Annotated in this window: 22 protein-coding genes and 1 tRNA gene; 13 read left to right on the top strand and 10 right to left on the bottom strand. The window is 66.3% G+C overall.

Annotation, left to right across the window (positions count from 1 at the left end; translation table 11 throughout):
- Positions 1-17: 17 nt before the first annotated feature.
- On the top strand, positions 18-1,070 hold the full coding sequence (locus tag L0D16_RS06240) for a protease complex subunit PrcB family protein (RefSeq protein ID WP_243030653.1): 1,053 nt from the start codon (positions 18-20) through the stop codon (positions 1,068-1,070).
- Here the strand turns inward: L0D16_RS06240 and L0D16_RS06235 are convergent.
- The 6 genes from L0D16_RS06235 to L0D16_RS06210 are packed head-to-tail and all read right to left on the bottom strand — an operon-like array spanning position 1,038 to position 8,294.
- Positions 1,038-2,210 carry a bifunctional folylpolyglutamate synthase/dihydrofolate synthase gene (locus L0D16_RS06235; RefSeq protein WP_243030651.1) on the bottom strand — a complete coding sequence of 391 codons (1,173 nt, stop codon included), beginning with the start codon at positions 2,208-2,210 and terminating at the stop codon, positions 1,038-1,040. The genes L0D16_RS06240 and L0D16_RS06235 overlap by 33 nt on opposite strands.
- Positions 2,211-2,213: 3 nt before the next feature.
- Positions 2,214-4,019: an ABC transporter ATP-binding protein gene (locus tag L0D16_RS06230; RefSeq protein ID WP_243030649.1), complete on the bottom strand. Its 1,806-nt coding sequence runs from the start codon at positions 4,017-4,019 to the stop codon at positions 2,214-2,216.
- Complete coding sequence (locus tag L0D16_RS06225; protein ID WP_243030648.1) at positions 4,016-5,758, bottom strand: ABC transporter ATP-binding protein; 1,743 nt, start codon at positions 5,756-5,758, stop codon at positions 4,016-4,018. The genes L0D16_RS06230 and L0D16_RS06225 overlap by 4 nt, the downstream gene beginning before the upstream one ends.
- 51 nt (positions 5,759-5,809) lie before the next feature.
- Entirely contained in the window at positions 5,810-6,643 is an 834-nt protein-coding gene (locus L0D16_RS06220; protein ID WP_243030647.1) for an acyl-CoA dehydratase activase-related protein, read from the bottom strand.
- A gap of 5 nt (positions 6,644-6,648) precedes the next feature.
- Positions 6,649-7,641 (bottom strand): M20/M25/M40 family metallo-hydrolase, encoded by a 993-nt coding sequence (locus tag L0D16_RS06215; RefSeq protein ID WP_243030645.1) that lies wholly within the window; start codon positions 7,639-7,641, stop codon positions 6,649-6,651.
- Positions 7,641-8,294: a response regulator transcription factor gene (locus L0D16_RS06210; RefSeq protein WP_114311887.1), complete on the bottom strand. Its 654-nt coding sequence runs from the start codon at positions 8,292-8,294 to the stop codon at positions 7,641-7,643. The genes L0D16_RS06215 and L0D16_RS06210 overlap by 1 nt, the downstream gene beginning before the upstream one ends.
- 42 nt (positions 8,295-8,336) lie before the next feature.
- On the opposite strand from L0D16_RS06210, the gene L0D16_RS06205 reads away from it, so the two are divergent.
- A complete protein-coding gene (locus L0D16_RS06205; RefSeq protein ID WP_243030643.1) occupies positions 8,337-9,560 on the top strand; it encodes a class I SAM-dependent RNA methyltransferase in 1,224 nt (407 codons plus the stop codon).
- On the opposite strand, the gene L0D16_RS06200 is transcribed toward L0D16_RS06205, so the two are convergent.
- A complete protein-coding gene (locus L0D16_RS06200) occupies positions 9,552-10,508 on the bottom strand; it encodes a peptidoglycan DD-metalloendopeptidase family protein (protein ID WP_279231225.1) in 957 nt (318 codons plus the stop codon). The genes L0D16_RS06205 and L0D16_RS06200 overlap by 9 nt on opposite strands.
- Before the next feature lie 63 nt (positions 10,509-10,571).
- Between L0D16_RS06200 and aroQ the strand changes: the two genes are divergently transcribed.
- The 10 genes from aroQ (at position 10,572) to L0D16_RS06150 (ending at position 18,204) form a co-directional block, all read left to right on the top strand.
- Complete coding sequence (gene aroQ, locus L0D16_RS06195; protein WP_243030640.1) at positions 10,572-11,018, top strand: type II 3-dehydroquinate dehydratase; 447 nt, start codon at positions 10,572-10,574, stop codon at positions 11,016-11,018.
- Between the two features lie 100 nt (positions 11,019-11,118).
- Complete coding sequence (gene gyrA / locus L0D16_RS06190) at positions 11,119-13,539, top strand: DNA gyrase subunit A (RefSeq protein WP_243030639.1); 2,421 nt, start codon at positions 11,119-11,121, stop codon at positions 13,537-13,539.
- The gene (gene cutA / locus L0D16_RS06185) at positions 13,539-13,850 is read left to right on the top strand and encodes a divalent-cation tolerance protein CutA (protein ID WP_243030637.1); all 312 of its coding nucleotides are present in this window, start codon (positions 13,539-13,541) and stop codon (positions 13,848-13,850) included. The genes gyrA and cutA overlap by 1 nt, the downstream gene beginning before the upstream one ends.
- Positions 13,847-14,269 carry a nucleotidyltransferase gene (locus L0D16_RS06180; protein ID WP_243030635.1) on the top strand — a complete coding sequence of 141 codons (423 nt, stop codon included), beginning with the start codon at positions 13,847-13,849 and terminating at the stop codon, positions 14,267-14,269. The genes cutA and L0D16_RS06180 overlap by 4 nt, the downstream gene beginning before the upstream one ends.
- Positions 14,266-14,493, top strand: a complete 228-nt coding sequence (locus L0D16_RS06175) for a hypothetical protein (protein ID WP_243030634.1) — start codon at positions 14,266-14,268, stop codon at positions 14,491-14,493. Before L0D16_RS06180 ends, L0D16_RS06175 begins: the two co-directional genes overlap by 4 nt.
- Positions 14,494-14,568: 75 nt before the next feature.
- Positions 14,569-15,177, top strand: a complete 609-nt coding sequence (locus L0D16_RS06170) for a helix-turn-helix domain-containing protein (RefSeq protein WP_243028964.1) — start codon at positions 14,569-14,571, stop codon at positions 15,175-15,177.
- A 65-nt stretch (positions 15,178-15,242) separates the two neighbouring features.
- A complete protein-coding gene (locus L0D16_RS06165; protein WP_243030632.1) occupies positions 15,243-15,890 on the top strand; it encodes a DUF502 domain-containing protein in 648 nt (215 codons plus the stop codon).
- Positions 15,891-15,901: 11 nt separating this feature from the next.
- Positions 15,902-16,264: a hypothetical protein gene (locus L0D16_RS06160; protein WP_243030631.1), complete on the top strand. Its 363-nt coding sequence runs from the start codon at positions 15,902-15,904 to the stop codon at positions 16,262-16,264.
- The gene (locus L0D16_RS06155) at positions 16,261-16,944 is read left to right on the top strand and encodes a response regulator transcription factor (RefSeq protein ID WP_243030630.1); all 684 of its coding nucleotides are present in this window, start codon (positions 16,261-16,263) and stop codon (positions 16,942-16,944) included. The genes L0D16_RS06160 and L0D16_RS06155 overlap by 4 nt, the downstream gene beginning before the upstream one ends.
- 9 nt (positions 16,945-16,953) lie before the next feature.
- On the top strand, positions 16,954-18,204 hold the full coding sequence (locus tag L0D16_RS06150; protein WP_243030628.1) for a sensor histidine kinase: 1,251 nt from the start codon (positions 16,954-16,956) through the stop codon (positions 18,202-18,204).
- A gap of 10 nt (positions 18,205-18,214) precedes the next feature.
- Here the strand turns inward: L0D16_RS06150 and L0D16_RS06145 are convergent, their stop codons facing one another.
- Positions 18,215-18,676: a hypothetical protein gene (locus tag L0D16_RS06145; protein ID WP_243030627.1), complete on the bottom strand. Its 462-nt coding sequence runs from the start codon at positions 18,674-18,676 to the stop codon at positions 18,215-18,217.
- A 40-nt stretch (positions 18,677-18,716) separates the two neighbouring features.
- Here L0D16_RS06145 and L0D16_RS06140 point away from each other — a divergent pair, with 40 nt between their 5' ends.
- A complete protein-coding gene (locus L0D16_RS06140; protein ID WP_243030625.1) occupies positions 18,717-18,947 on the top strand; it encodes a hypothetical protein in 231 nt (76 codons plus the stop codon).
- Between the two features lie 126 nt (positions 18,948-19,073).
- Here L0D16_RS06140 and guaB read toward each other — a convergent pair whose 3' ends face one another.
- Together guaB and L0D16_RS06130 are read right to left on the bottom strand one after the other, a co-directional pair.
- Entirely contained in the window at positions 19,074-20,558 is a 1,485-nt protein-coding gene (guaB, locus tag L0D16_RS06135; RefSeq protein WP_243030623.1) for an IMP dehydrogenase, read from the bottom strand.
- Between the two features lie 419 nt (positions 20,559-20,977).
- A tRNA-Ile gene (locus tag L0D16_RS06130) sits at positions 20,978-21,054 on the bottom strand.
- Between the last annotated feature and the right edge of the window lie 122 nt (positions 21,055-21,176).

The following is a 21,176-nucleotide window of genomic DNA, read 5'->3' as shown; positions in this document are numbered from 1 at the left end:
AGGGGTATCATGGAACCATGAGAAAAGGCCTCTTCTTTCCCCTGTTGCTCCTCCCCCTCCTGAGCGCCTGCGAGCTTTTGGAAGGCACGGGTTACCGGGTGGCCGAGGCCCAGCTCCTCTTCCCCGAGGCCACGGAGCGCTGGACCTACTTCTACGGGGAGCCCCGGGAAGTAAAGCTGGGCACCCGGGTCCTGCGCCTGGAAAAGGCCACCGGGGAAAGCCTTTGGGCAGTGCCGGGAACGCTATGGGTAGAGGGAAACCCGGTGCTAAGGGAGGTGGGCCCCGCCCTTAGGCCCCTGGCCGAGGCGGTGCGGGGGGTTCAGGGAAGCCTCCTCGAGGTCCGGACCCAGGCCACCTTGCGCTCCAGTTGGCTCTATGACGGGGTGGGCTGGGTGCAGCTTACGGGAAGCCTGAGGGAAGGGGAGAAGCGCACCCTGGTCCAACCCACGGGCTACAAGACCCCGGACCTCTACGCCTTCACCGGAGGGGAAACCCAAGTCCTCCTGCGGGAGGTCCTGGCCCGCCGGGGGGGAAGGCAGGTGGTGGTCTTTGAGCTTGCCGAGCCCGTCTTAAGGCCCCTGGCCTTGGATCCCCTCCCCGACGGTTACCGGATCGGGGCCCTGCAGGTGCAGTACGGGCTTAAAGTGGAGGTGGTGACCCCGCCCCCACCCGCCTACCGCATCCTGGACCGCGGCGTCAACGCCGCCTACGGGGAAACCGAGCCCCGGGCCTTCCTGGCCAACAACCCCACCCGCTTCGCCGAGGTCTGGAACCTGGTGGTGGGCAACCGCATCCCCCGCCCGCCCGCCCCCAGCGTGGACTTCCGCAGCCAAAGCGTGGCCGCCTTCTTCTGGGGGCTTAAGCCCACGGGGGGGTATGGCCTCGAGGTGGTGGGGGTCACCTATGCCGCCGGCACCGCCCGGGTGGTCCTAAGCCTACAAAGCCCCAGGCCCGGGGCCATCGTCACCCAGGCCCTCACCAGCCCCTACGTGCTCTTGGAACTGGAAAGGGTGAGCCGGGTGGTGTTCACGGACCCCTCAGGGAAGGTTTTGGCCGAAGCCCGGGAGTAGCCGGGCCCGCAAGGCCCCCACCAGGTAAAGGGAGCCCGTGGCCAAGACGGGGAGACCATCCGCCCTAGCCCTTCCCAGGGCCTGGGCCAAAGCCTCCCCCGGGTCCTCAAAGAAGGGCTCCCCCAGCTCCCGCCCCAAGGCCCCTTCCCCGGCCCGGGTGTAGCGGACGCTTTTGGCCCGGGGAAGGAGGTGGGCCAAGACCCCCTGCACGTCCTTCCGGGGAAAGGCACCGAAGACCAAGTGGTAGGCGGGAAACTCCCGGCTTAGGGCCAAGGCCGCCGGAGGGTTATGGGCCCCGTCCAAAAAGACCTCCACCCCCTCCACCAAGAAGCGCTCCAAACGGCCTGGATGCCGGGCCTCCCGAAGGGCTTGGGCGATGGCCTCCTCGGGGAAGGCCAAAAGCCTTAGGGCTGCTGCCGCCAAACGGGCGTTTTCCTCCTGGAAAGCCCCCTTCAAGGCGGGCGGGGCGGGAAGGGCAAAGAGGGGGTCCGAGGGGTCAAGAACGTACAGGGGGCTTCCCCGGGTGCGGGCCACCTCCTCGGCCACCCGCAGCCCTATCCCCCTGGCCCCCGTGACCACCGGAACCCCTTGGCGGAAGGCCCCTGCCTTTTCCCGGGCCACGGCCTCGAGGCTCCCCCCCAAGGCCTCCAGGTGGTCCTCTCCCACGTTGGTGAGGACGGTGAGGGCCACCCGGGGGAGGATGTTGGTGGCGTCCTTCTCCCCCCCCACCCCCGCCTCCACCGCGGCCAAGGCCACCCCTTTTCTTTGGAAGTGGTGGAAGGCCATGGCGGTGGCCAGGTCAAAGAACCCCGGGGGCTCGGGCCAGGCCTCCCCCATGGCCCAGGCCACGAACTCCACCACCTCCTCCTCGAGGATCACGCCCAGGTGGGTGCGGATCCGCTCCCGGAAGTCCTGGAGGTGAGGGCTGGTATAGGCCCCATAGGCCAGCCCCATGGCGCGGAAGGCGGCCTCCAGATAGGCCACCACGCTTCCCTTGCCGTTGGTGCCCAACACGTGCACCGCCGAAAAGGCCTCCTCCGGATGCCCCAGGCGCTCCACGAGGGCCTTTACCCGGCCCAGGCCCCGCTTTCCCTGGCGGCGCTGGGCGAAAAGCCACTCCGTGGCCTCCCGGTAGACCATGGCCTAGCCCTCCGCGTACTGGAGCCGGTAGAGGGTGGCATAATACCCTCCCCTCTGGAGGAGCTCCTCATGGGTACCCTCCTCCACCAGCCGCCCTTTTTTGAAGACCAGGATGCGGTCCACCCGGCGGATGGTGGAAAGGCGGTGGGCGATGATGAGGGAGGTCCTTCCCTCCATGGCCCTATAGAGGGCCTCCTGGAGGCGCCTTTCCGTCTCCGAGTCCACGTTGGCCGTGGCCTCATCCAGGATAAGGAGGATGTCGGGGCTGGCCAGAAGGGCCCGCACCAGGGCCAGAAGCTGCTTCTCCCCCGTGGATAGACCCGCTCCCCTCTCCCCCACCCGGGTGTGGTACCCCTGGGGCAGGCGCAAAATGGCCTCGTGCACCCCCAAAAAGCGGGCCACCTGCACCACCTTTTCCTCGGGGATGGCCTCATCAAAAAGGCGCAGGTTATCCAGAATGGTGCCCGAGAAAAGAAAGGGGTCCTGAAGGACGATGCCCACATGCCGCCTTAGCTCTTCCTGACGGTAGTGGCGCACATCCTCCCCGTCTATGAGCACCTGGCCCCTTTGGGGATCGTAGAAGCGGGCGATGAGGCTCACCACGCTGGTCTTACCCGCCCCCGTGGCCCCCACCAGGGCCACCTTCTCCCCCGGAGCGATGCGGAAGGAAACCCCTTTTAGGACCCAGTCCTTTTCCGAGGGCTCTACGCCCTTAGGGACGTAGGCCAGCCAGACGTCCCGGAAGGCCACCTCGCCCCGGAAACGCCCGATGGGCTTGGGGTTTGGGGGATCCTTTAACTCCTCCTCCGTATCCAAAACCCCGAAGATGCGCTCGGCGCTGGCCATGGCCCCCTGGAAGAGGTTGAACTTGTCGGAAAGGTCCTGTAGGGGCTGGAAAAGCTGGCGGGTGTAGTCCACAAAGGCCACCAGAAGCCCCAAGGAAGCCATGCCCTGGACCACCTGTCCCCCCCCATAGAAGAGGAGGCCCGCCACCGCCAGATCCCCCAAAAAGCCCACCACGGGAAAGAAGAGGGCAAACCAACGCACGATCTCCACCCAGGCCTCGAGGAGGTCCCGGCCTAGGCGGTCAAACTTGCCCTCCCGCTCCCTCTCCTTCACGAAAAGTTGGACCGTCTCCACCCCGGAAAGGTTTTCCTGCAAGGCCGCATTGAGGCGGGCCAGGCGCAGGCGCATCTCCCGGTAGGCGGTGCGCATGCCGTTCCGCACCCAGGCGGTGACCCAAAGGAGCACGGGCACCACCAGGAGGACCACCAGGGTGAGCTTGGGGCTTAGGACCATCATGAAGGCCAAGAGGCCCAGGATGGTGAAGAAGTCGGCGATGACCCCCACGAGCCCCCCGGTGATGAACTGGTTGATGGCGTCCACATCGGAGGTGATGCGGGTCATGAGGCGGCCCACGGGATTTTTGTCGTAAAAGCCCGGGTGGAGCCGCATGAGCTTGCCGAAGAGGGCGCTTCGCAAATCCAAGAGCACCCTCTGCCCCACCCACTGGATCAGGTAGGTCTGCCCGTAAGTCGCGGCGAAGTTCACCCCCCGCACCAGGAGAAAGCCCAGGCTCACCCAAAGGAGCAGGGCCAGGCGTTCCTCCAGGGGTTTGGCCTCCTTGGGCACCAGGGCCCCATCTATGGCCCACTTGAAGAAAAGGGGCGTGAGGGCCGCGGTGAGGGTGGTGAGGAGGAGGAAGAGCAGGGCCAGGGCCACCTGCCCCCTATAGGGGTGGACGTAGCGGAGGATGCGGGCGAAGAGAACCCGATCAAAGGCCTTGGTGTAGGCGTCTTCGTGGGTCACCCTTCCACCTCCCCTTCCATGCGCTGGATGCGGTCCAGCTCGGCGTAAAGGCCCCCGGCCTCGAGGAGGCTCTCATGGGTCCCCTCCTCCACGATCCTCCCCTCGTCCATTACGATGATCCAGTCCGCATGGCGCAAGGTGGCGGTGCGGTGGGAGATGAGGAAGGTGGTCTGGCGGCCCAAGACGCCCTTCAGGCCCTGAAGGATCCGGGCCTCGGTCTCCGTGTCCACGGCGCTTAAGGCATCGTCCAATACCAGGATTTTGGGCCTTTTGGCCAAGGCCCTGGCCAGGGCCACCCGCTGCCTCTGGCCTCCCGAAAGCGTCACCCCCCGCTCCCCCAGAACCGTCTCGTAGCCCTTGGGGAAGGAGAGGATCTCCTCGTGGATGCCGGCGAGCCTGGCCGCCCACTCCACCCGCTCCCGATCCGGGGTTTCCAGGCCGAAGGCGATGTTCTCCAAAAGGGTTTCGCTGAAGAGGAAGGGCTCCTGGGGCACCACCCCCACCGCCTGGCGCAGGGTGGCCAGGGGAATCCTCCGCACGTCATACCCCCCCACGTACACCCGCCCCTCCGTGGGATTCAGGAGCCGGGGTATGAGGGCCGCCAAGAGGCTTTTCCCCGACCCCGTGCGCCCGGTGATCCCCAGGGTCATGCCCTCGGGTACGGTGAGGGTAAGGTCCTTAAGAAGCCAGCGCCCCTCCCGGAAAAGCCCCACACCCTCGAGGCGCACCTCCCCGGAAAGGTCGGCCACGGCAAGGGGCAGGGGGTCCTGGTCGCGGACAGCGGGCTCCTGGTCCAAAAGCTCCAAAAGCCTCCTCAGGCTGGTAAAACCCCGCTGGTACATGGCCATCACCCAGCCCAGGCCCAGAATAGGCCAGGTGAGCTGGGCCAGATAGGCGTTGAACTGCACCAGTTGGCCCACGGTGAGCTCGCCCCGGACCACCATCCCCCCGCCCACCCAGAGCACGGTGAGGAAAGCAAAGCCCATCAAGAAGCCCAAGAGGGCGTGCATGGGCCCCTCCACCTTGGCCAGGGCCAGGCTTTTGCCCATATAGACGCGGTTTAGCTCCTGGAATCGGCTAAGCATGCGCCCTTCCAAGGCGTACCCCTTCACCACCCGGATGCCGCTGAAGGCCTCCTGGGCCAGGGTGCTGATCCGGTCAAAGGCCTCCTGGGCCTCCCGGTAGCGGCGGTCCACCAAACGGAGGAGGAAGGCCATGACCAAAGCGATGGCGGGAAGGATCAGGGTGAGGTAAAGGGCCAGCCTGAGGTTCACCCAGTACATGGAGACGAAGGCCAGGAGGACCAGAAAGGAAAGGCGGCTCCCCATCATGATGCCCGGGCCCACCATCTCCCGCACCGCGGACAGGTCGGTGTTCAGGCGGTTCATCAGGTCCCCCACCCGGGTCCTCTGGTAGAAGTCCCGGTCCAGGCGGAGAAGGTGATGGAATAGGTCCTTCCTCAAGTCGTACTCCACCAACCGGCTCGCCACCACCGCCAGCCGGCGCATGAAGTAGGCAAGCAGGGCGCTAACCCCCGCCGAGAGGACCAGTAGGAGGGCATACCGCCCATAGGGTCCCCCCTCCCCCACGGCGTCCACCGCCAGGCGCAGGAAGTAAGGGCTTAGCACGAAAAAGAAAATGGAGAGGAGGCCCAACAAGACCCCCAGGGCATACCGCCCGCGATAGGGGGCCAGGTAGGCCCCCAGGCGGCGCAAGGGAGCGACTGACCAACTGGTCATACGCCTGAGTTTACCCTAGATCCGGTGGGCGAAGGAGATGTAGACCACACCCTAGCCCTCCTGGATCTCCCTCCGCAAGGAGCGCAAGGCCTCTGTCCAATCCTCCCCCAAGGTGAGGAGGCGGTGGGGCTTGAGAAGCCTGCGGGCGGCCTTGCGCAAAAGCCCAGGGATGGGAGGGCAGGCATAGGAAACCACCAGCAAAAGGGCCTTCACCCGGCCCAGGCGGTGAAGGTAGTGGACCATGCCCAAAAGTTCCCGGTCCGTGGGAAGGTCCACGGGAAGAAGCCTCTCCCCCTCCTCCCTCAGCTTCTCCGGGGGGAGATCGGGGAAGTAGGGGATGAGCCCCTCCCGAGCCAAGGCCTCCTCCACAGCTTTGCGGAAGCCCTCGTCTTCCAAAAGGTAGGGCTGGGCCACCACCCCCACGCTCCCCAGAGGGGTCTTGAGGGGAGGAGGGGGCTTCAAAAACCCCCGCACCCGGTCCAGGGCCCGGCCCACCAGCATGGGGTTCTGGGTGAGGAGGTGGCCCACCTCCCCCGCCCGGCCCAAGACCCGTTGGGAGAGCTCTGCGGGGACCTTGAGCACCGGGGGAAGCCCTGGGAAGTAGCGGAGGAGGGTGGCCTCCAGGTCCAAAAGCCAGGGGCACTGCCCCCCGCCCTTCTCCGACTCCACCCCCCCTTGCAGGTCGGGGAGGAGCAGGTAGTCCACCCCTTGGGCCTTCAGGGCCTCCACCTGGGCCAAAAGCTCCTGCACGGGGAGGCAGTAGGGCTGGTGGCGGGCAGGGGGAGCTTCCGCCCGCACCACCTCCACCCCCAAGGCCTCTAGATACGCCTCCCAAAAGCCCAGGTACCGCCGGGAGAGGAAGCCCTTCAGGATGCCCACACGCATACGCCCTATCCTAAGCCAAGGGCCCTGAGAAAGGCGAGGAGCACCTCCCGCCCCTCCCGGAGGCTTTGGGGGAGCACCCATTCCTCCGGGGTATGGGCCCCGCCCCCCCGGTACACTCCCAGGGCCAAGGCGGGGATGCCCCGCTCAATGGCGGCGCTGGCGTCGGTGGAACCCGGCTGGAACTGGGGCTTTTCCCCAATGCGGGCCAAGGCGGCTTCCGCCGCCCGCAGGAGCTCTGGGGTGGCCGTGCTTCCCGCTGGCCTTTCCCCCAAAACCTCCAAGCCTAACTCCACCCGATGGCGGCCCGCCACCTCCCAGAGAACCCGCTGGGCCTCCCCATAAAGCCGGTGGAGATGCTCCCCTTCCAGGGCCCGGATCTCTAGGAGCACGGAGGCCTCCTGGGGAATGGCGTTCACCGCCAGGCCCCCCTGGAGGCGGCTGGCGTTAAGGCTGGCCTCGCTCCCCACCTCCTTGAAAAGGGCGTGCAGCCGGGAAAGCCCCTCCGCCAGGGCAAACACGGGATTGGGCATCCCCCTGTCCCCCCAGGCGTGGCCACCCCGGCCCCGGAAGGTAGCCCGGAAGCGCAGCGAGCCTAGGGCCCGGTCCACCACCCCCGGCAGATACCCATCCACCGCCACCACCATCTCGGGCGCCAGGGTCTCCACCAGGGCCCGGGCCCCCCTAAGGTTCCCTAAACCCTCCTCCCCCACGGTGAAGCCCCGGACCACCCCCGGGATCTCGGGAAGGGAAAGGAGGACGGCCACCCCGCTGGAGTTATCCCCTACCCCGGGGCCGTAGAGCCTCTCCCCTACCCGCCTGGGGGGCTCTGGGGGCAAAACCGTGTCCAGGTGGGCGAGGAGAAGCACCCGGCCTTCCCCGGTCCACACATTCCCCAGGCCGTCCCGCCGGGCCCGGGGAAGATGGGCGGCCACAAAATCGCCCCTCACCCCCTCCCCCACCAAGGGAGCAAGCCCCATAAGAAGCGGCACCGGGTCCACTACTCCTGGGGCTCAGGCCCGGCCAGGCCTTCCCGTATGGCGTACAGGGCCGCCTGGGTGCGGTTGTTCAGGTGAAGCTTCTGGAAGATCTCGGAAAGCCGGTTCCGCACCGTCTTCTCGGAAAGCTGAAGCTCGGCGGCGATCTCCAGGTTGGTGTACCCCTGGGCCACCAGCTTGAGGATCTGGATCTCCCGCTCGGAAAGCTCCGCGTGCAGGGGAAGGCTGGACTCCTTCTTGGCCCGGAAGTCCTGGATGATGCGCCCAGCCAGCTCGGCATCCAGGAGTACCTCCCCAGCGTGCACCCGGCGGATGGCCTCAATGAGCTCGCTGGCGTCGGTGTCCTTTAGGAGGTAGCCCCTGGCCCCCGCCTTCACCGCCTCAAACACGTAGGCGTCCTGGCGGTACATGGTGAGGATGATCACCTTGGCCTCAGGCCACTCCTTGAGGATGGCCTGGGTGGCCTGCACCCCGTCCAGGTTGGGCATCTGGATGTCCATGAGGATCACGTCCGGCTTGGCCTCGAGGGCATGCCGTAAGGCTTCCCAGCCGTCCTTGGCCTCCCCCACTACCCGGAAATCCCCTTCCGCCTCCAGAAGGCTTTTAAGCCCTTGGCGAAAGAGGGCATGGTCGTCCGCTAACAGTACCCGAATCACCCCTTCATCTTAGCGCCAAGGGGCTTGGTGTAGGGTGGAAAGGTGAAGGTTCTCACCGTGGAGAAGCTGGTACCGGGAGGCTACGGCCTGGCCCGCACCGAGGAGGGAGCCATTCTCATCAAGGGAGGTTTACCGGGGGAGGTGGTGCGAGGAAGGCCCGTGCGCCGCAAGGGAACCCTATTCCTGGAAGAGGTGGAGGTGCTCACCCCCCGCCCCGACCGCTACCCCCACCCCCTCCCCCCTTCCGCCGACCTCCCCCTGGCCTACGAAAGCCAGCTCCCCCTGAAGGAAGGCCTGGTGCAGGACGCCCTCATGCGCATCGCCAAGCTCTCCTTTCCCCTGGCCCCCATCCGCCCCTCCCCCAGGCCCCTGGGCTACCGCACCGCCGCCCAGTACGCCCGCCATCCCCTAGGGGGCCTGGCCTACCGCTTGCCGGAGGGCCAGGAGCTCTTCCGGCTGGAGGAGGATCCCCTGCTTTCCGAACCCCTGGCCTGGGCCTTCTCCCTCCTGAAGACCTGGCCCTTGCCCGTGGAGGAGGTGGCCCTAAGGGGAAGCCTGCTGGAGGGCCGGGTGCTCCTTGGCCTCATCGGGGGAAGCCCGGAAAGCCTAAAGCGCCCCGCCAAGGCCCTGGTGGCGGAAGGCTTTGCCGGGGTGGTCTGGGCCGAACCCTCCCCCAAAGGGCGTTTCCGGGGGAGGGTCCAGCCCCTACATGGGGAAAGAACCCTCCTGGAAAAGTTTGGCCCCCTCACGGCCACGGTGAGCGTAGAAAGCTTCAGCCAGGTGAACCCCTTGGCCATGGGGGAGCTTTTAGAGGAGGCCCAGGGCCTGGTTTCGGGAGGGGAACGAGCCCTGGAGCTCTATGCGGGAAGCGGCCTCATCTCCTTCCTCCTGGCCCCCCGCTACGGGGAGGTGGTGGCGGTGGAGATCAGCAAGGAGGCGGTACGCCGGGGAGAGGCGGACAGGAGGCGGCTTGGCCTGGAAAACGTGCGCTTCCACCGCGGGGATGCCAAGGAAGCCCGCCGGCTGGGCCGTTTTGACCTGGTGGTGCTGGACCCTCCCAGGGCGGGGCTTTCCCCTGAGGTGCGGGCCTACCTGCTGGAAAGCCGGCCCAAGGAGATCCTCTACGTGGCCTGCGACCCCGCCACCTGGGCCCGGGACGTGGGGGCGCTTCAGAAGGGAGGATACGCCCTATCCTTTGCCCGCCCCTACGACTTCTTCCCCTTCACCCACCACGTGGAGGTCCTTTCCCTCCTGCAGCTAGGGTAGGGGGAGGCCCTGGAAAAAGGGCAGGGGGTCCACGGGAACCCCCCAAAGGCGCACCTCCAGGTGCAAGTGGGGCCCTGTGGAAAGCCCCGTATTCCCCAAAAGCCCCAGCACCTGGCCCCCTTTGACCCTCTCCCCCACCCTCACCCGCCTTTGCGCAAGGTGCCAGTACCCGGTGCAAAGGCCCATGCCGTGGCTAAGGATCACCGCCTCCCCCCGCACCTTCAGCCTCTCGGAAAGGACCACCACCCCCTCGGCCACCGCCCGCACGGGGGTGCCTGGGGGGGCAGCGAAGTCCAGGCCCTCGTGGTAGGAGGTGAAAAGGTTGCCGTAGCGCCTTCTGGTACCGAAGGGACTGGTGATCCGCCCCTCCAGGGGCCTTAGGAACCGGGAAAAGGTCAGGACTCCCTCTTTGGGGCAGACCCCCACCACCTTTTCCCGCTCCGCCCTTAGGCTGGGGTCCCGGAGCAGGCCCTCCAGGGAAGGGCTCAGAACCAGGGTTTCCTGGCCGTAGCCTCCCGGAGCCACCTGAAGGGCAAGGGGGATTTCCTCCCCCTCGAGGCCCAGGCGCAAAGGATGCGCCTTGGCCTCCACCAAAGCCCCCACCGGCAAAAGGGTCCATAGGCCCTTCTCCCCGGGCACCAAGGGGTACCGCTCCCCCAAAAACCCCACCCACCCCTGGGCGTACCCCTCCACCCGAAGGCCAAAGGCCCGCCCCTGGACCGGGGGGAAGTAGACCAGCCTTCCCTTGGGCAAGGCCACCTCCTCCCTGGACCGCACCAGGAGCGCCTGGCCCACCTGGATGCGGTTGGGGTCCCTTAGCCCGTTGAGCCGGGCCAGCTCCTCCACCGTGGTGCCATAACGCCGGGCGATCTGAAAGAGGGTTTCCCCGGGAGCCACGGTATGGACCAGACCCCGGGGGCTTTGGGCTAAGCCCCAAAGGGAGGCCAAGAGCGCTACTCCAATAGGCCAAAGGCGGCGCACAAGGGGTATCCTAGGGCAAAAGGAGCCCCTATGGTGCTGATCCTAAACGGACCCAACCTGAACCTTCTGGGCCTGCGGGAGCCCGAGGTCTACGGGCGCACCACCCTGGAGGAACTGGAAACCCTCTGCGAGGCCTGGGGGGCGGAGCTGGGCCTGGGGGTGGCCTTCCGCCAAAGCAACTACGAGGGGCAGCTGATAGAGTGGGTGCAGCAGGCCCACCGGGAAGGGTTTTTGGCCATCGTCCTGAACCCTGGGGCCCTCACCCACTACTCCTACGCCCTCCTGGACGCCATCCGGGCCCAGCCCCTCCCCGTGGTGGAGGTCCACCTTTCCAACCTCCATGCCCGCGAGCCCTACCGCCAGCACTCCGTGACCGCCCCTGCCTGCCGGGGCATCATCTCGGGGTTCGGGCCCCTCTCCTACAAACTGGCCCTGGTGTACTTGGCGGAGGTCCTGGAGGTAGCCCCGCCAGGCTGACCGAGGTGGGCCAGGCCTAGAAGCCCTTCCCCGGAGGGCCGGCCCTATGGACCGGCCCATCTGATATACTGAAAAAAGGCTTTGGCCCGAGAGGAAGACTATGCCCGAGACGGTCATTCCTGTAGAAATCACAGAAGAACTCAAGCAGAGCTTCATCAACTACGCCATGTCCGTCATCGTGGACCGGGCCCTGCCCGACGTGCGGGACGGGCTTAAGCCGGTCCAGAGACGAATCCTTTTCGGCGCCTACCAGGAGGGGGTGCTCCCGGGCCGCAAGCACGTGAAAAGCGCCAAGATCGTGGGCGAGGTCATGGGTAAGTACCATCCCCACGGGGACGCCGCCATCTACGATGCCCTAGCCCGCCTGGCCCAGCCCTGGAACCTGCGCTACCCCCTGGTGGACGGCCAAGGAAACTTCGGCTCCATAGACGGGGACCCGCCCGCAGCCCAGCGCTACACGGAAGCCCGGCTTTCCCCCTTAGGGGCGGAGATGCTTTTGGACATTGACAAGGAAACCGTGGATTTCCGCCCCAACTACGACGGCTCCCTCAAGGAGCCCGAGGTCCTCCCCGCCGCCATCCCCAACCTCCTGGTGAACGGGGCCAGCGGCATCGCCGTGGGCATGGCCACCAGCCTCCCCCCCCACAACCTCAGCGAGGTGGTGGACGCCCTGGTGGCCATGATCGAGAACCCGGGGATCACCCTCGAGGAGGTCATGCGCCACCTCCCCGGCCCCGACTTCCCCACCGGAGGCAAGCTCTCCCGCAAGGGCATCCAGGAGGCTTACGCCACGGGCCGGGGGAGCCTCAAAATACGGGCCAAGGTGCGCATTGAGGAGAAGGGCCAGAAGCCCATGCTGGTGGTCACCGAGATTCCCTACCAGGTCAACAAAGCCAGCCTCATCGCCCAGATCGCCGCCTTGGTGAAGGCCAAGAAGCTGGAGGACATCGTGGCCCTCCGGGACGAGTCCGACCGCCAGGGCCTGCGCATCGCCATAGAGCTCAAGCGGGGAGCAAGCCCCCAGGTGGTGCTGAACCAACTCTACAAGCACACCGCCTTGCAAGCCTCCTTCACGGTGAACCTCCTGGCCATCGTGGACGGGGAGCCCAAGGTCCTCTCCCTCCTGGATCTCATGCGCCACTACCTGGACCACCGCAAGGAGGTGATCCGGCGCAAAAGCCTATTTGAGCTCAAGAAGGCCGAGGAAAGGGCCCACGTGCTGGAGGGCCTCCTCATCGCCCTGGACCACATTGACGAGGTCATCGCCTTGATCCGGGCTTCCCAGGACGCAGGCGAGGCCCGAAAAGGGCTTATGGAGCGCTTTGGCCTCAGCGAGGTCCAGGCCCAGGCCATCCTGGACATGCGCCTGCAACGCCTGGTGGCCCTGGAGCGGGAAAAGCTCTTGGAGGAGTACCGGGAGCTCATGGAGGAGATCGCCCGGCTTAGGGCCATCCTCGAGGAGGAGGGGCGGCTTTGGGCCGAGGTCAAGAAGGACCTCCTGAGGGTCAAGGAGAAGTACGGGGATGCCCGGCGCACGGTGATCACCGAGTTTGAGGAAAGCTTCAACCCCGAGGACCTCATAGAGGACGAGCCCATGGTCATCACCCTCACCGCCCAGGGCTTCTTAAAGCGCCTTCCCCTGGAGAGCTACCGGGCCCAGGGACGGGGCGGGAAAGGGCTTATCGCTGGCAAAACCAAGGAGGAGGACGAGGCCATCCAGGTCTTCGTGGCCCAGGCCCATGAGGACCTCCTCCTCTTCACCAACCGGGGCCGGGTCTACCGCCTGAAGGTCTACGACCTTCCGGAGATGGGCCGCCAGGCCCGGGGGGTGCACGTGAAGACCCTCCTCCCCCTGGCCGAGGAGGAGGAGGTGGCCGCCTTGCTTTCCGCAAGAGGCTTGGACGGGGAGGGCCACCTGGTCTTCGCCACGGAGAGGGGCCTGGTGAAGCGCACCGCCCTAAAGGAGTACCAGAACCTGGGCGCGGCAGGGCTCATCGCCATCCGGCTCCTGGAGGGGGACCGGCTTATTGGGGTGGCCCTTTCCGACCCCGAGGACGAGGCCATCCTGGCCACGGAGGAGGGGCAGGCCATCCGCTTCCCCCTGGAGGAGGTCCGGGCCACGGGCCGGGACAGCCAGGGGGTGACGGGGATCCGCTTCAAAAAGCCCGGGGACCGGGTGGTCTCCCTGGTGACGGTGAAGCCCGGGGAGATGGTGGACCTCCTGGCGGTGAGCACCCGGGGCTACGGCAAGCGCACCCCCCTGGCCGAGTACCCCTTGCAGGGGCGTGGGGGAATGGGGGTCATCACCTACGCCACCTCCCTTAAGGTGGGGCGCCTGGCCGCCCTCCTCAAGGTGCGGGGCACGGAGGATCTCTTGGTCCTTTCCAAGAAGGGCCTGGCCATCCGCACCCCGGTGGCCGAGATCCGCCAGTACTCCCGGGCCACCGCCGGGGTCAAGATCATGAACCTTCCCGAGGACGACGAGGTAGCCAGCGCCTTTGCCGTGGAGGAGGAGCCGTGATGGAGGAAGTGGTCCTGATCACCGCCCCCAACGAGGAGGTGGGCCGCACCCTGGCCCGCACCCTGGTGGAGGAGGGCCTGGCCGCCTGCGTGAACCTGGTGCCCGGCCTCACCTCGGTCTACCGCTGGCAGGGGGAGGTGGTGGAGGATAAGGAGGTCCTACTCCTGGTGAAGACCACCACCTTCGCCTTCCCCCGGCTTAAGGAGCGGGTCCTTTCCCTCCACCCCTACACCGTGCCCGAGGTGGTGGCCCTGCCCATCGCCGAGGGGCACGGGCCCTACCTGGAGTGGCTTCGGGAGAACGTGCGGTGACCCCGGAGATGCTGGATTTTCTCCGGACCCTGCACGCCAGCGGGGCCAGGTTTTTGGTCATCGGGGGGTATGCCCTGGCCTTTTTCGGCCGCCCCAGGTTCACCAAGGGCCTGGACCTATGGGTGGACGCCCAGGAGGCGGACAAGGTCCTTGCCGCCATCCGGACCTTCTTTGGCGGGGATGATCTGGGCCTAACCCCCTCCGATCTGGCCACTCCCGGGGTGGTCCAACTGGGGTACGCCCCCAACCGCATTGACCTGGTGATCCTGGAAAGCCCCTCCTTTGACGAGGCCTTTGCCAGGGCCACGGTGCATCAGATTAGGGATGTGGCGGTGTACGTGGTCCATCCCGAGGACTTTAAGGCCTTAAAGAGGGCCTTTGGCCGCCCCATAGACCTACGCGACCTCGAGGAGCTATGAAAATCCGGCCCCTCGCCCGCAGGTTTCCCCTGCACACCCCCCCGGACGACCGGGGGGAGTGGCAAGGTCTGTCCCTGGAGGAGCGGCTTGAGGCCCTTTGGGAAATGGCCCTCTTCTGGGCCGAGCTGGAAAGGGAAAGGGCCAGGAAGGAGGGAAGGGAGCCCAGGATTTCCACGGACCGGCTTCTGCCCATAGCCCACAAAAGGCCCCTGGACAAGGGGTAGGGCAGGAGGGATTTTTGTAACCCATGGGTTTACAAAACCCTCCGCGGGTGGTACCTTGGAGGCAAGGAGGTAACCATGACCCAGGCCCGCGAAACCGTAAGCTTCAAGCCCGGCGAGGTCATCCTGTACCCCGGGGTTCCCGGGCCTCGGGACCGGGTGTATAGGGTCCTGGAGGGCCTTGTGCGCCTCGAGGCGGTGGACGAGGAGGGCAACGCCCTCACCCTGCGCCTGGTCCGCCCCGGGGGGTATTTCGGGGAGGAGGCCTTGGCAGGCCTTGAACGCACCTACTTCGCCGAGGCGGTGACGGAGGTGGTGGCCGAACCCCTTCCCAAGGAGCCCCACCTCGAGGAGGTCCGCCAGGTGCTCCTGAGCCTAGCCCAGGCCCTTTCTGAGTCCTACCGGCGCATAGAGCGCCTGGCCACACAGCGCCTGAAAAACCGCATGGCCGCGGCTATTCTGGAGCTGGCGGAAACCCCCTTGGCCCACCAGGAAGCGGAAGGCCTGGTCCTCCGCGCCACCCACGACGAGCTGGCGGCCGCGGTGGGTAGCGTGCGGGAAACCGTGACCAAGGTGATCGGGGAGCTCACCCGGGAAGGCTACATCCGCTCGGGCTATGGCAAGATTGTCCTGAAGGACCTAAAGGGCCTTAAGGAACTGGCCCAAAGCCGCGGGGACGGGCGCTAGCCCCGCCACCAAGCCTGGCTGGGGCCCTGCCCGGCCCCTCCCCCCTTTCCCGTAAACTAAGGGGCATGCGCCTGCGCCAGAGGTTCCTCACCGGGCTGGTCACCCTCCTCCCCCTTCTGGTCACCCTGTACTTTCTGGCCTGGGTCTACACCTACTCCGGGGGCTACATCCAAAGCTTCCTGCGCCTTTTGGACCTGGAGGTGCCCCGGGCCTACCAGCCCTTCCTGCCCTTCGTGGGCCTTCTTCTCGCTGGAGTGCTCATCTACCTGGTGGGCACCGTGGCGGAAAACTATCTGGGCCGAAGGCTCATCGTTTCCCTAGAGCGCTCCCTTCTCCTCTTCCCCATCGTGCGGGACATTTACAAGGCAGTGCAGCAGATCACCCACACCCTCTTCGGCCATCAGGAGGTGAAGTTCAGCCGGGCGGCGGTCATAGAGTATCCCCGGCGAGGGCTATACACCCTTTGCTTTGTGGTGCAGCCCGTGAACGGCCGCCTTCCTCCCTTACCGGAAGGGTACACCGCCGTCTTGGTGCCCACCAGTCCCGTGCCCGCCAGCGGCATGGTGATCCTGGTGCCCTCAGAAGAGGTGATACCCCTGGAGATCAGCGTGGAGGACGCCCTTAAGTACGTGGTTTCCGCCGGCTTCCTCCTCCCCGAAAAACCTTCAGGCTCCTTAAGCTCTCTCCCACAAAGGGCTGGGCCCCCGGCGTAGAATGGGAGACGATGCGTCCCCTGATCCTCTTTCTCCTTTTCCTGGGGACGGTTTCGGCTGCCCTTCCTCCCCTCCTGGGGCCTGGCCTCCCCCCGGGCACGGAGCTGAGGCTTTTCTCCCAGGACCTGCGCATCCTGCACGGGGCTTGGCGGGTGGAGGGCAAGAGGCTGATCCCCCTCTCCTCCCCGGTGCCCCCTCGGCTGGGCCAGGAGGTGCAACTCCTTTTGGTGCTCCCAGGGGAGAAGCCCCGCACCTTTCCCGGGGTGGCCGAGCGCGGGGATGTGGTCCTCCTGCAAGACAAGGAGCGGGTGAGCCTGCTTAGGCTCCTCAAGGAGGTCTATGGCCTCGCCCCTCCGGAAAGGCTGTGGCCATGAAGCGCATCCTGCTCATTGAGGACGATGCGGAGGTGGCCCGCCTGGTGGAGCTGGAGCTAAAGGAGGCGGGCTTTGCCGTGGAGTGGGCCAAAAGCGGCATGGAGGGCCTGGTGAAGCACCGGGAGAGGAAGCCCGACCTGGTGGTCCTGGACCTGGGGCTTCCCGACCTGGACGGGGCCGAGGTGGCCCGGAGGATCCGGGCCACCGACGACACCCCCATCCTGGTCCTCACCGCCCAGGATGCCGTGGAGCGCAAGGTGGGCCTCCTTTCCGATGGGGCCGACGACTACCTGGTGAAGCCCTTCCACCCCGCCGAGCTTCTGGCCCGCATCCAGGTGCAGCTGAGGCACAAGGAAGGAAGCGAAGTCCTGAGCGTAGGACGGTTAGAACTTTACCCCAAGAGGCGGCAGGTCTTTTTTGGGGAAAGGGAGGTGCGGCTTTCCCCCAAGGAGTTTGAGCTTCTCCACCTGCTCATGGGCCGCCCGGGGAGGGTCTTCCCCCGGGAGGAGATCGAGGAAAAGATCTGGGGTAAGCCCCTGGGCCGGGATTCCAACGTGCTGGATGTGCACGTGGCCAACCTCCGGGCCAAGCTAAGGGAAGCCGGGGCCTACGGCTACCTGCGCACGGTGCGGGGCCTGGGGTATGCGGTCCGCCCGGGAAAGGGCGAGGAGGAAGCCTAGCCCGGCCCCATGTCCTTCCGGCTTCGGCTTTTCCTCTCCTTCAGCCTCCTCTGGCTCCTCTTCCTGGTGGGGGCCCTGTACCTGGCGGGGCAGGGGGTGGAGCGGGCCCTTAGAGGCCACCTCGAGGCCACCCTCCTGGAGGATGCCAAGCGGGCGGCGGAGGCCTACCGCAAGGGCCAGACGGGGGCCCTCCTCACCACCGGGGGAGTCTACCTTCACCTGTATGCGGAAGACGGGGAGGCCCTGGTCCTCACCCAGGAGGCCCACCGCCTCCCCCCGGAGGCCCTAAAGGGGGTAGGCGAGGCCCCGAGGGTCACCTGGCAAAGGGGCTTTGCCGCCGCCTTGGTGCGCACCCCCTTGGGCCTTCTCGCCCTGACCCAGGACACCGCCCCCATAGACTTGGCGCAAAAGGCCCTGAGGCAGGCCCTCCTCGAGGCCTTCTTCCTCCTCTTCCCCTTGGGCATGGCCCTGGTCTACCTCACCGCCCGGCTCACCGCCAAGCCCCTGGAGGAGGCCGCCAGGGAGATCGCCCGGCGTAACCCCGAGCGCCTGGACCCCGTACCCCTGAACCTTCCTAAAGACGAGTTTGGCCGCATGGTGGAGGCGGTGAATGGCCTCCTCTTTGCCCTTAAGGAGGCCAAGGAAAAGGAACGGGCCTTTCTGGCCGAGGCCAGCCACGAGCTCAGAACCCCCCTCACCGTGCTTCTGGGCCACCTGGACCGGCTAGGGCGAAACCCCCAAGACCCCGAAGCCCTCCGCACCGCCCGGGCCACCGCGGAGAGGATGCGCCGCCTGGTGGAGGACCTCCTCTCCCTGGCCCGGGGGGAGGCGGAGTGGGCCTTGAACCCCCATATCGTGGACCTCCAAGCCCTAGCCGAGGAGGCCGCCCGGGAATACGGGGTGGCCTTCCAAGGGGAGGCCCTGGAGGTCCTTGGGGACCCGGACCGGCTCTTGCAGATGCTGAGGAACCTCATCGCCAACGGGGTCCGGGCCGCGGGAAGGGAAGGCGTCCGGGTGCGCCTTAGGCGGGAAGGGGAAGACGCCCTTTTGGAGGTGGAGGACCATGGCCCCGGGATCCCCGAGGAACTCCTTCCCCGCCTCTTTGAGCGCTTCGCCCGGGGGCCGGGGGGTGGAACGGGCCTGGGCCTGGCCATCGCCCAGGCCATCGCCAAGGCCCACGGGGGGGAGATCACCGTGGAAAGCCAGCCCGGCCGCACCCTCTTCCGGGTACGCCTGCCCCTTTTGGAGGAAGAGGCCTAAACCTGCCGCCTCAGGGACCAGGCACCCGGTGGAAGGCGTTGAGGAAGAGGGGAAGGGCCTCGGCCCGGGCTTCTTGTTCCCGTAGCGCTTCCTCAAAGGCCAGGGGATCCAGGAGGAGGTGGGGTAGCCGAAGCCAGCCCAGGTAGTACTCCCCCGCCTGCCCGGGGTAGGCAAGGCGGGCCTGTTCCTCGGGGAACAGCAGGGCCTCAAAGGCCAGAGGGGAGGCCCAGTAAGGAGCGTGGGCGGTGCGCCTAAGAAACTCCCTAAGCCGCAAAGGGTTGCTCCAGAAGCCGTAGCGGAGGCGCTCGTCCAGGCTTTCCAGCTGGGACAAGCGGCCTTGCCGGGCCAGCTCCATCCGGCGAAGCCTTAGGCGGGCATACTGGCCCAGGGAAAGAACCTCCCGGGAGTGGCCCAAGGCCAAAAGGAGCCTCGAGGCCACCACGTAATCCTGGTACTCCCGGTAAGGGTCCACGCGTTCAGGATGCCACGGGCCAAGGGAATAGGATGGTGGCATGGATCGCAAGGCTTGGGTCATGCGGGCAGTGGAGGCTTTGCGCTTTGCCACCTTCAAGGAGATCCAGCGCTACCTGGACGAAGAGGGGGAAGCCTTCTCCAAAAAGGAGCTGGAGGACACCCTCAAGGCCCTGGTGGCCGAAGGAAAGTTGGAGGAGAAAGAAGGCACCTACCGCCTGGCCCGCAAGAAGGGAGGCGGGGAGGCCTTTGCGAAACTCTTCGGAGACTAGTCCAAAGCGGGCCCAAGCGCGTAGGTTAAGCCTGGCGGGGGCCCGTTCGCCGTGCCCCGCCCCTCGGAGGCTCCCACGCGCCTGGGAGAAGGGCTTTGCCGAGCCCCCTGCCAGGGCAGAATGGCCTTAGCGGGAATAGTTGGGGGCCTCCTTGATGACCACCACGTCGTGGGGGTGGCTCTCTATGAGGCCCGCCATGGTCATGCGCACAAAGCGGGCTTTTTGCCGGAAGGTTTCTATGTCCGGGGCCCCCACATAGCCCATGGCGCTCCTCAAGCCCCCCACGATCTGGTAGAGGACGTCGGCCACGGGGCCTTTGTAGGGCACCATGCCCTCTATACCTTCCGGCACCAGCTTCTTGGCCTCGGTCTCCCCTCCCCTGCCCGGCTCCTGGAAGTAGCGGTCAGCGGAGCCTTGTTTCATGGCTCCCAAGGAACCCATGCCCCGGTAGAGCTTGTAGCGGCGCCCATCCTTCAACACCTCCTCCCCCGGGGCCTCGTCGGTGCCCGCCAGCATGCTGCCCAGCATCACCGAATGGGCCCCGGCGGCCAAGGCCTTGGCCACATCCCCCGTGTACTTGATCCCCCCATCGGCGATGATGGGCACATCCAGGTCCTCCACTCCCGCCACCGCCTCGAGGATGGCGGAGATCTGCGGCACCCCCACCCCGGTCACCACCCGGGTGGTGCAGATGGAGCCGGGGCCGATGCCCACCTTCACCGCATCCGCTCCCCGCTCCGCCAGGGCCCGGGCCCCTTCCCGGGTGGCCACGTTGCCCGCAATCACCTCCACCTTGTCCCCGAAGGTCTCCTTCAGGTAGATGAGGGCCTCGAGGATCCCCTTGGAATGGCCATGGGCCGAGTCCAGGACCAGGACGTCCACCCCCGCCTCCACCAAGGCCACCGCCCTTTCCGGAAGGTCCCGGCTTGCCCCCACCGCCGCCCCCACCAGAAGCCTTCCCAAGGCATCCTTAGCGGCGTTGGGGTACTGTTTGCGCTTCACGATGTCCTTTAGGGTAAGAAGCCCCTTGAGCCTCCCCGCCTCGTCCACCAGGGGAAGCTTTTCCACCTTGTGCTTGCGCAGGATCTCCTCCGCTTCCTCCAGGGTGGTGCCCGGAGGGGCGGTGATGAGGCGCTCCAAGGGGGTCATGACCTCGGTAACGGGGCGTTTTAGGTTCCTCTCAAAGCGCAGGTCGCGGTTGGTCACCAGGCCCAGGAGCTTCCCGTAGAGGTCCACCACGGGAAGCCCGCCAATCCGGTACTCGCGCATGAGGCGCTCGGCGTCCTCGAGGGTGGCAGTGGGGGGCAGGGTGACGGGATCCTGGATCATCCCCGCCTCGGAGCGCTTTACCTTGCGCACCATTCCCGCCTGGGCCTCAATGCTCAGGTTCTTGTGGATCACCCCAAGCCCCCCTTCCCGGGCCATGGCGATGGCCATCTCCGCCTCGGTCACCGTGTCCATGGCGGCGGAGAGGATGGGGATGTTGAGGTGGAGCTTCCGGGTAAGCCTGGTCCTTACGGAAACTTCCCGGGGCAACACCTCGGAGTACCCGGGCAGGAGGAGGACGTCATCAAAGGTCAGGCCTTCGTAGAGGATCTTCCCCTCGTACATGTTCTCCAGGCTATACGCCCTCCTTACCTCCCGTCTAGGGCCAAAGCCCCTACATCCCCTCTCTCGGCCCTGGCAAAGCATCCAGGTCATTTACCCGGCACAAAGAAGCGGAGCCAGGGAGGCCGCTTAGCCTAGGGCTTCCCGGACCCCGAAACCTAGCCATGCGCACCCTCCCCCGCCATTTCCCAAGCCTGCGTACCCCCCTATACCGCCCAAACCGCCTGTCTCCTGGGTGATGCCTTTACCCGGACTGGCCTTCGGGGTGGAAAGCACGCACGGCGTTCCTGGCCAGGGCCCTGACCCTCTGGTTCCCAACCTCCCCCTTCGGGTGGCCGATGCGGTCCCGGACCAAAGGGGAACCCACCCTCAAGGCAACATCACAAACAAAAATCCCCGGGAGCCTTCCCGGGGACCTCGGGTGGTGGGCGATGGTGGACTTGAACCACCGACCTCACGCTTATCAGGCGTGCGCTCTGACCAGCTGAGCTAATCGCCCCCGCACGCAAAAACCAGCTTAACGAGGGAAAGCCTTTCCGTCAAGATACCAGGAGTCTATCCCTTTGGCCCCCTGAACCCGGACAAACACATGTGAGACTCTGGGCTGGGATAAAAAGAGGG

Source organism: Thermus altitudinis (assembly GCF_022760835.1).
GTDB classification, from domain to species: domain Bacteria; phylum Deinococcota; class Deinococci; order Deinococcales; family Thermaceae; genus Thermus; species Thermus altitudinis.
The sequence above is the reverse complement of the archived record's forward strand: the minus strand, read 5'-3'. Positions and strand labels throughout refer to the sequence as shown.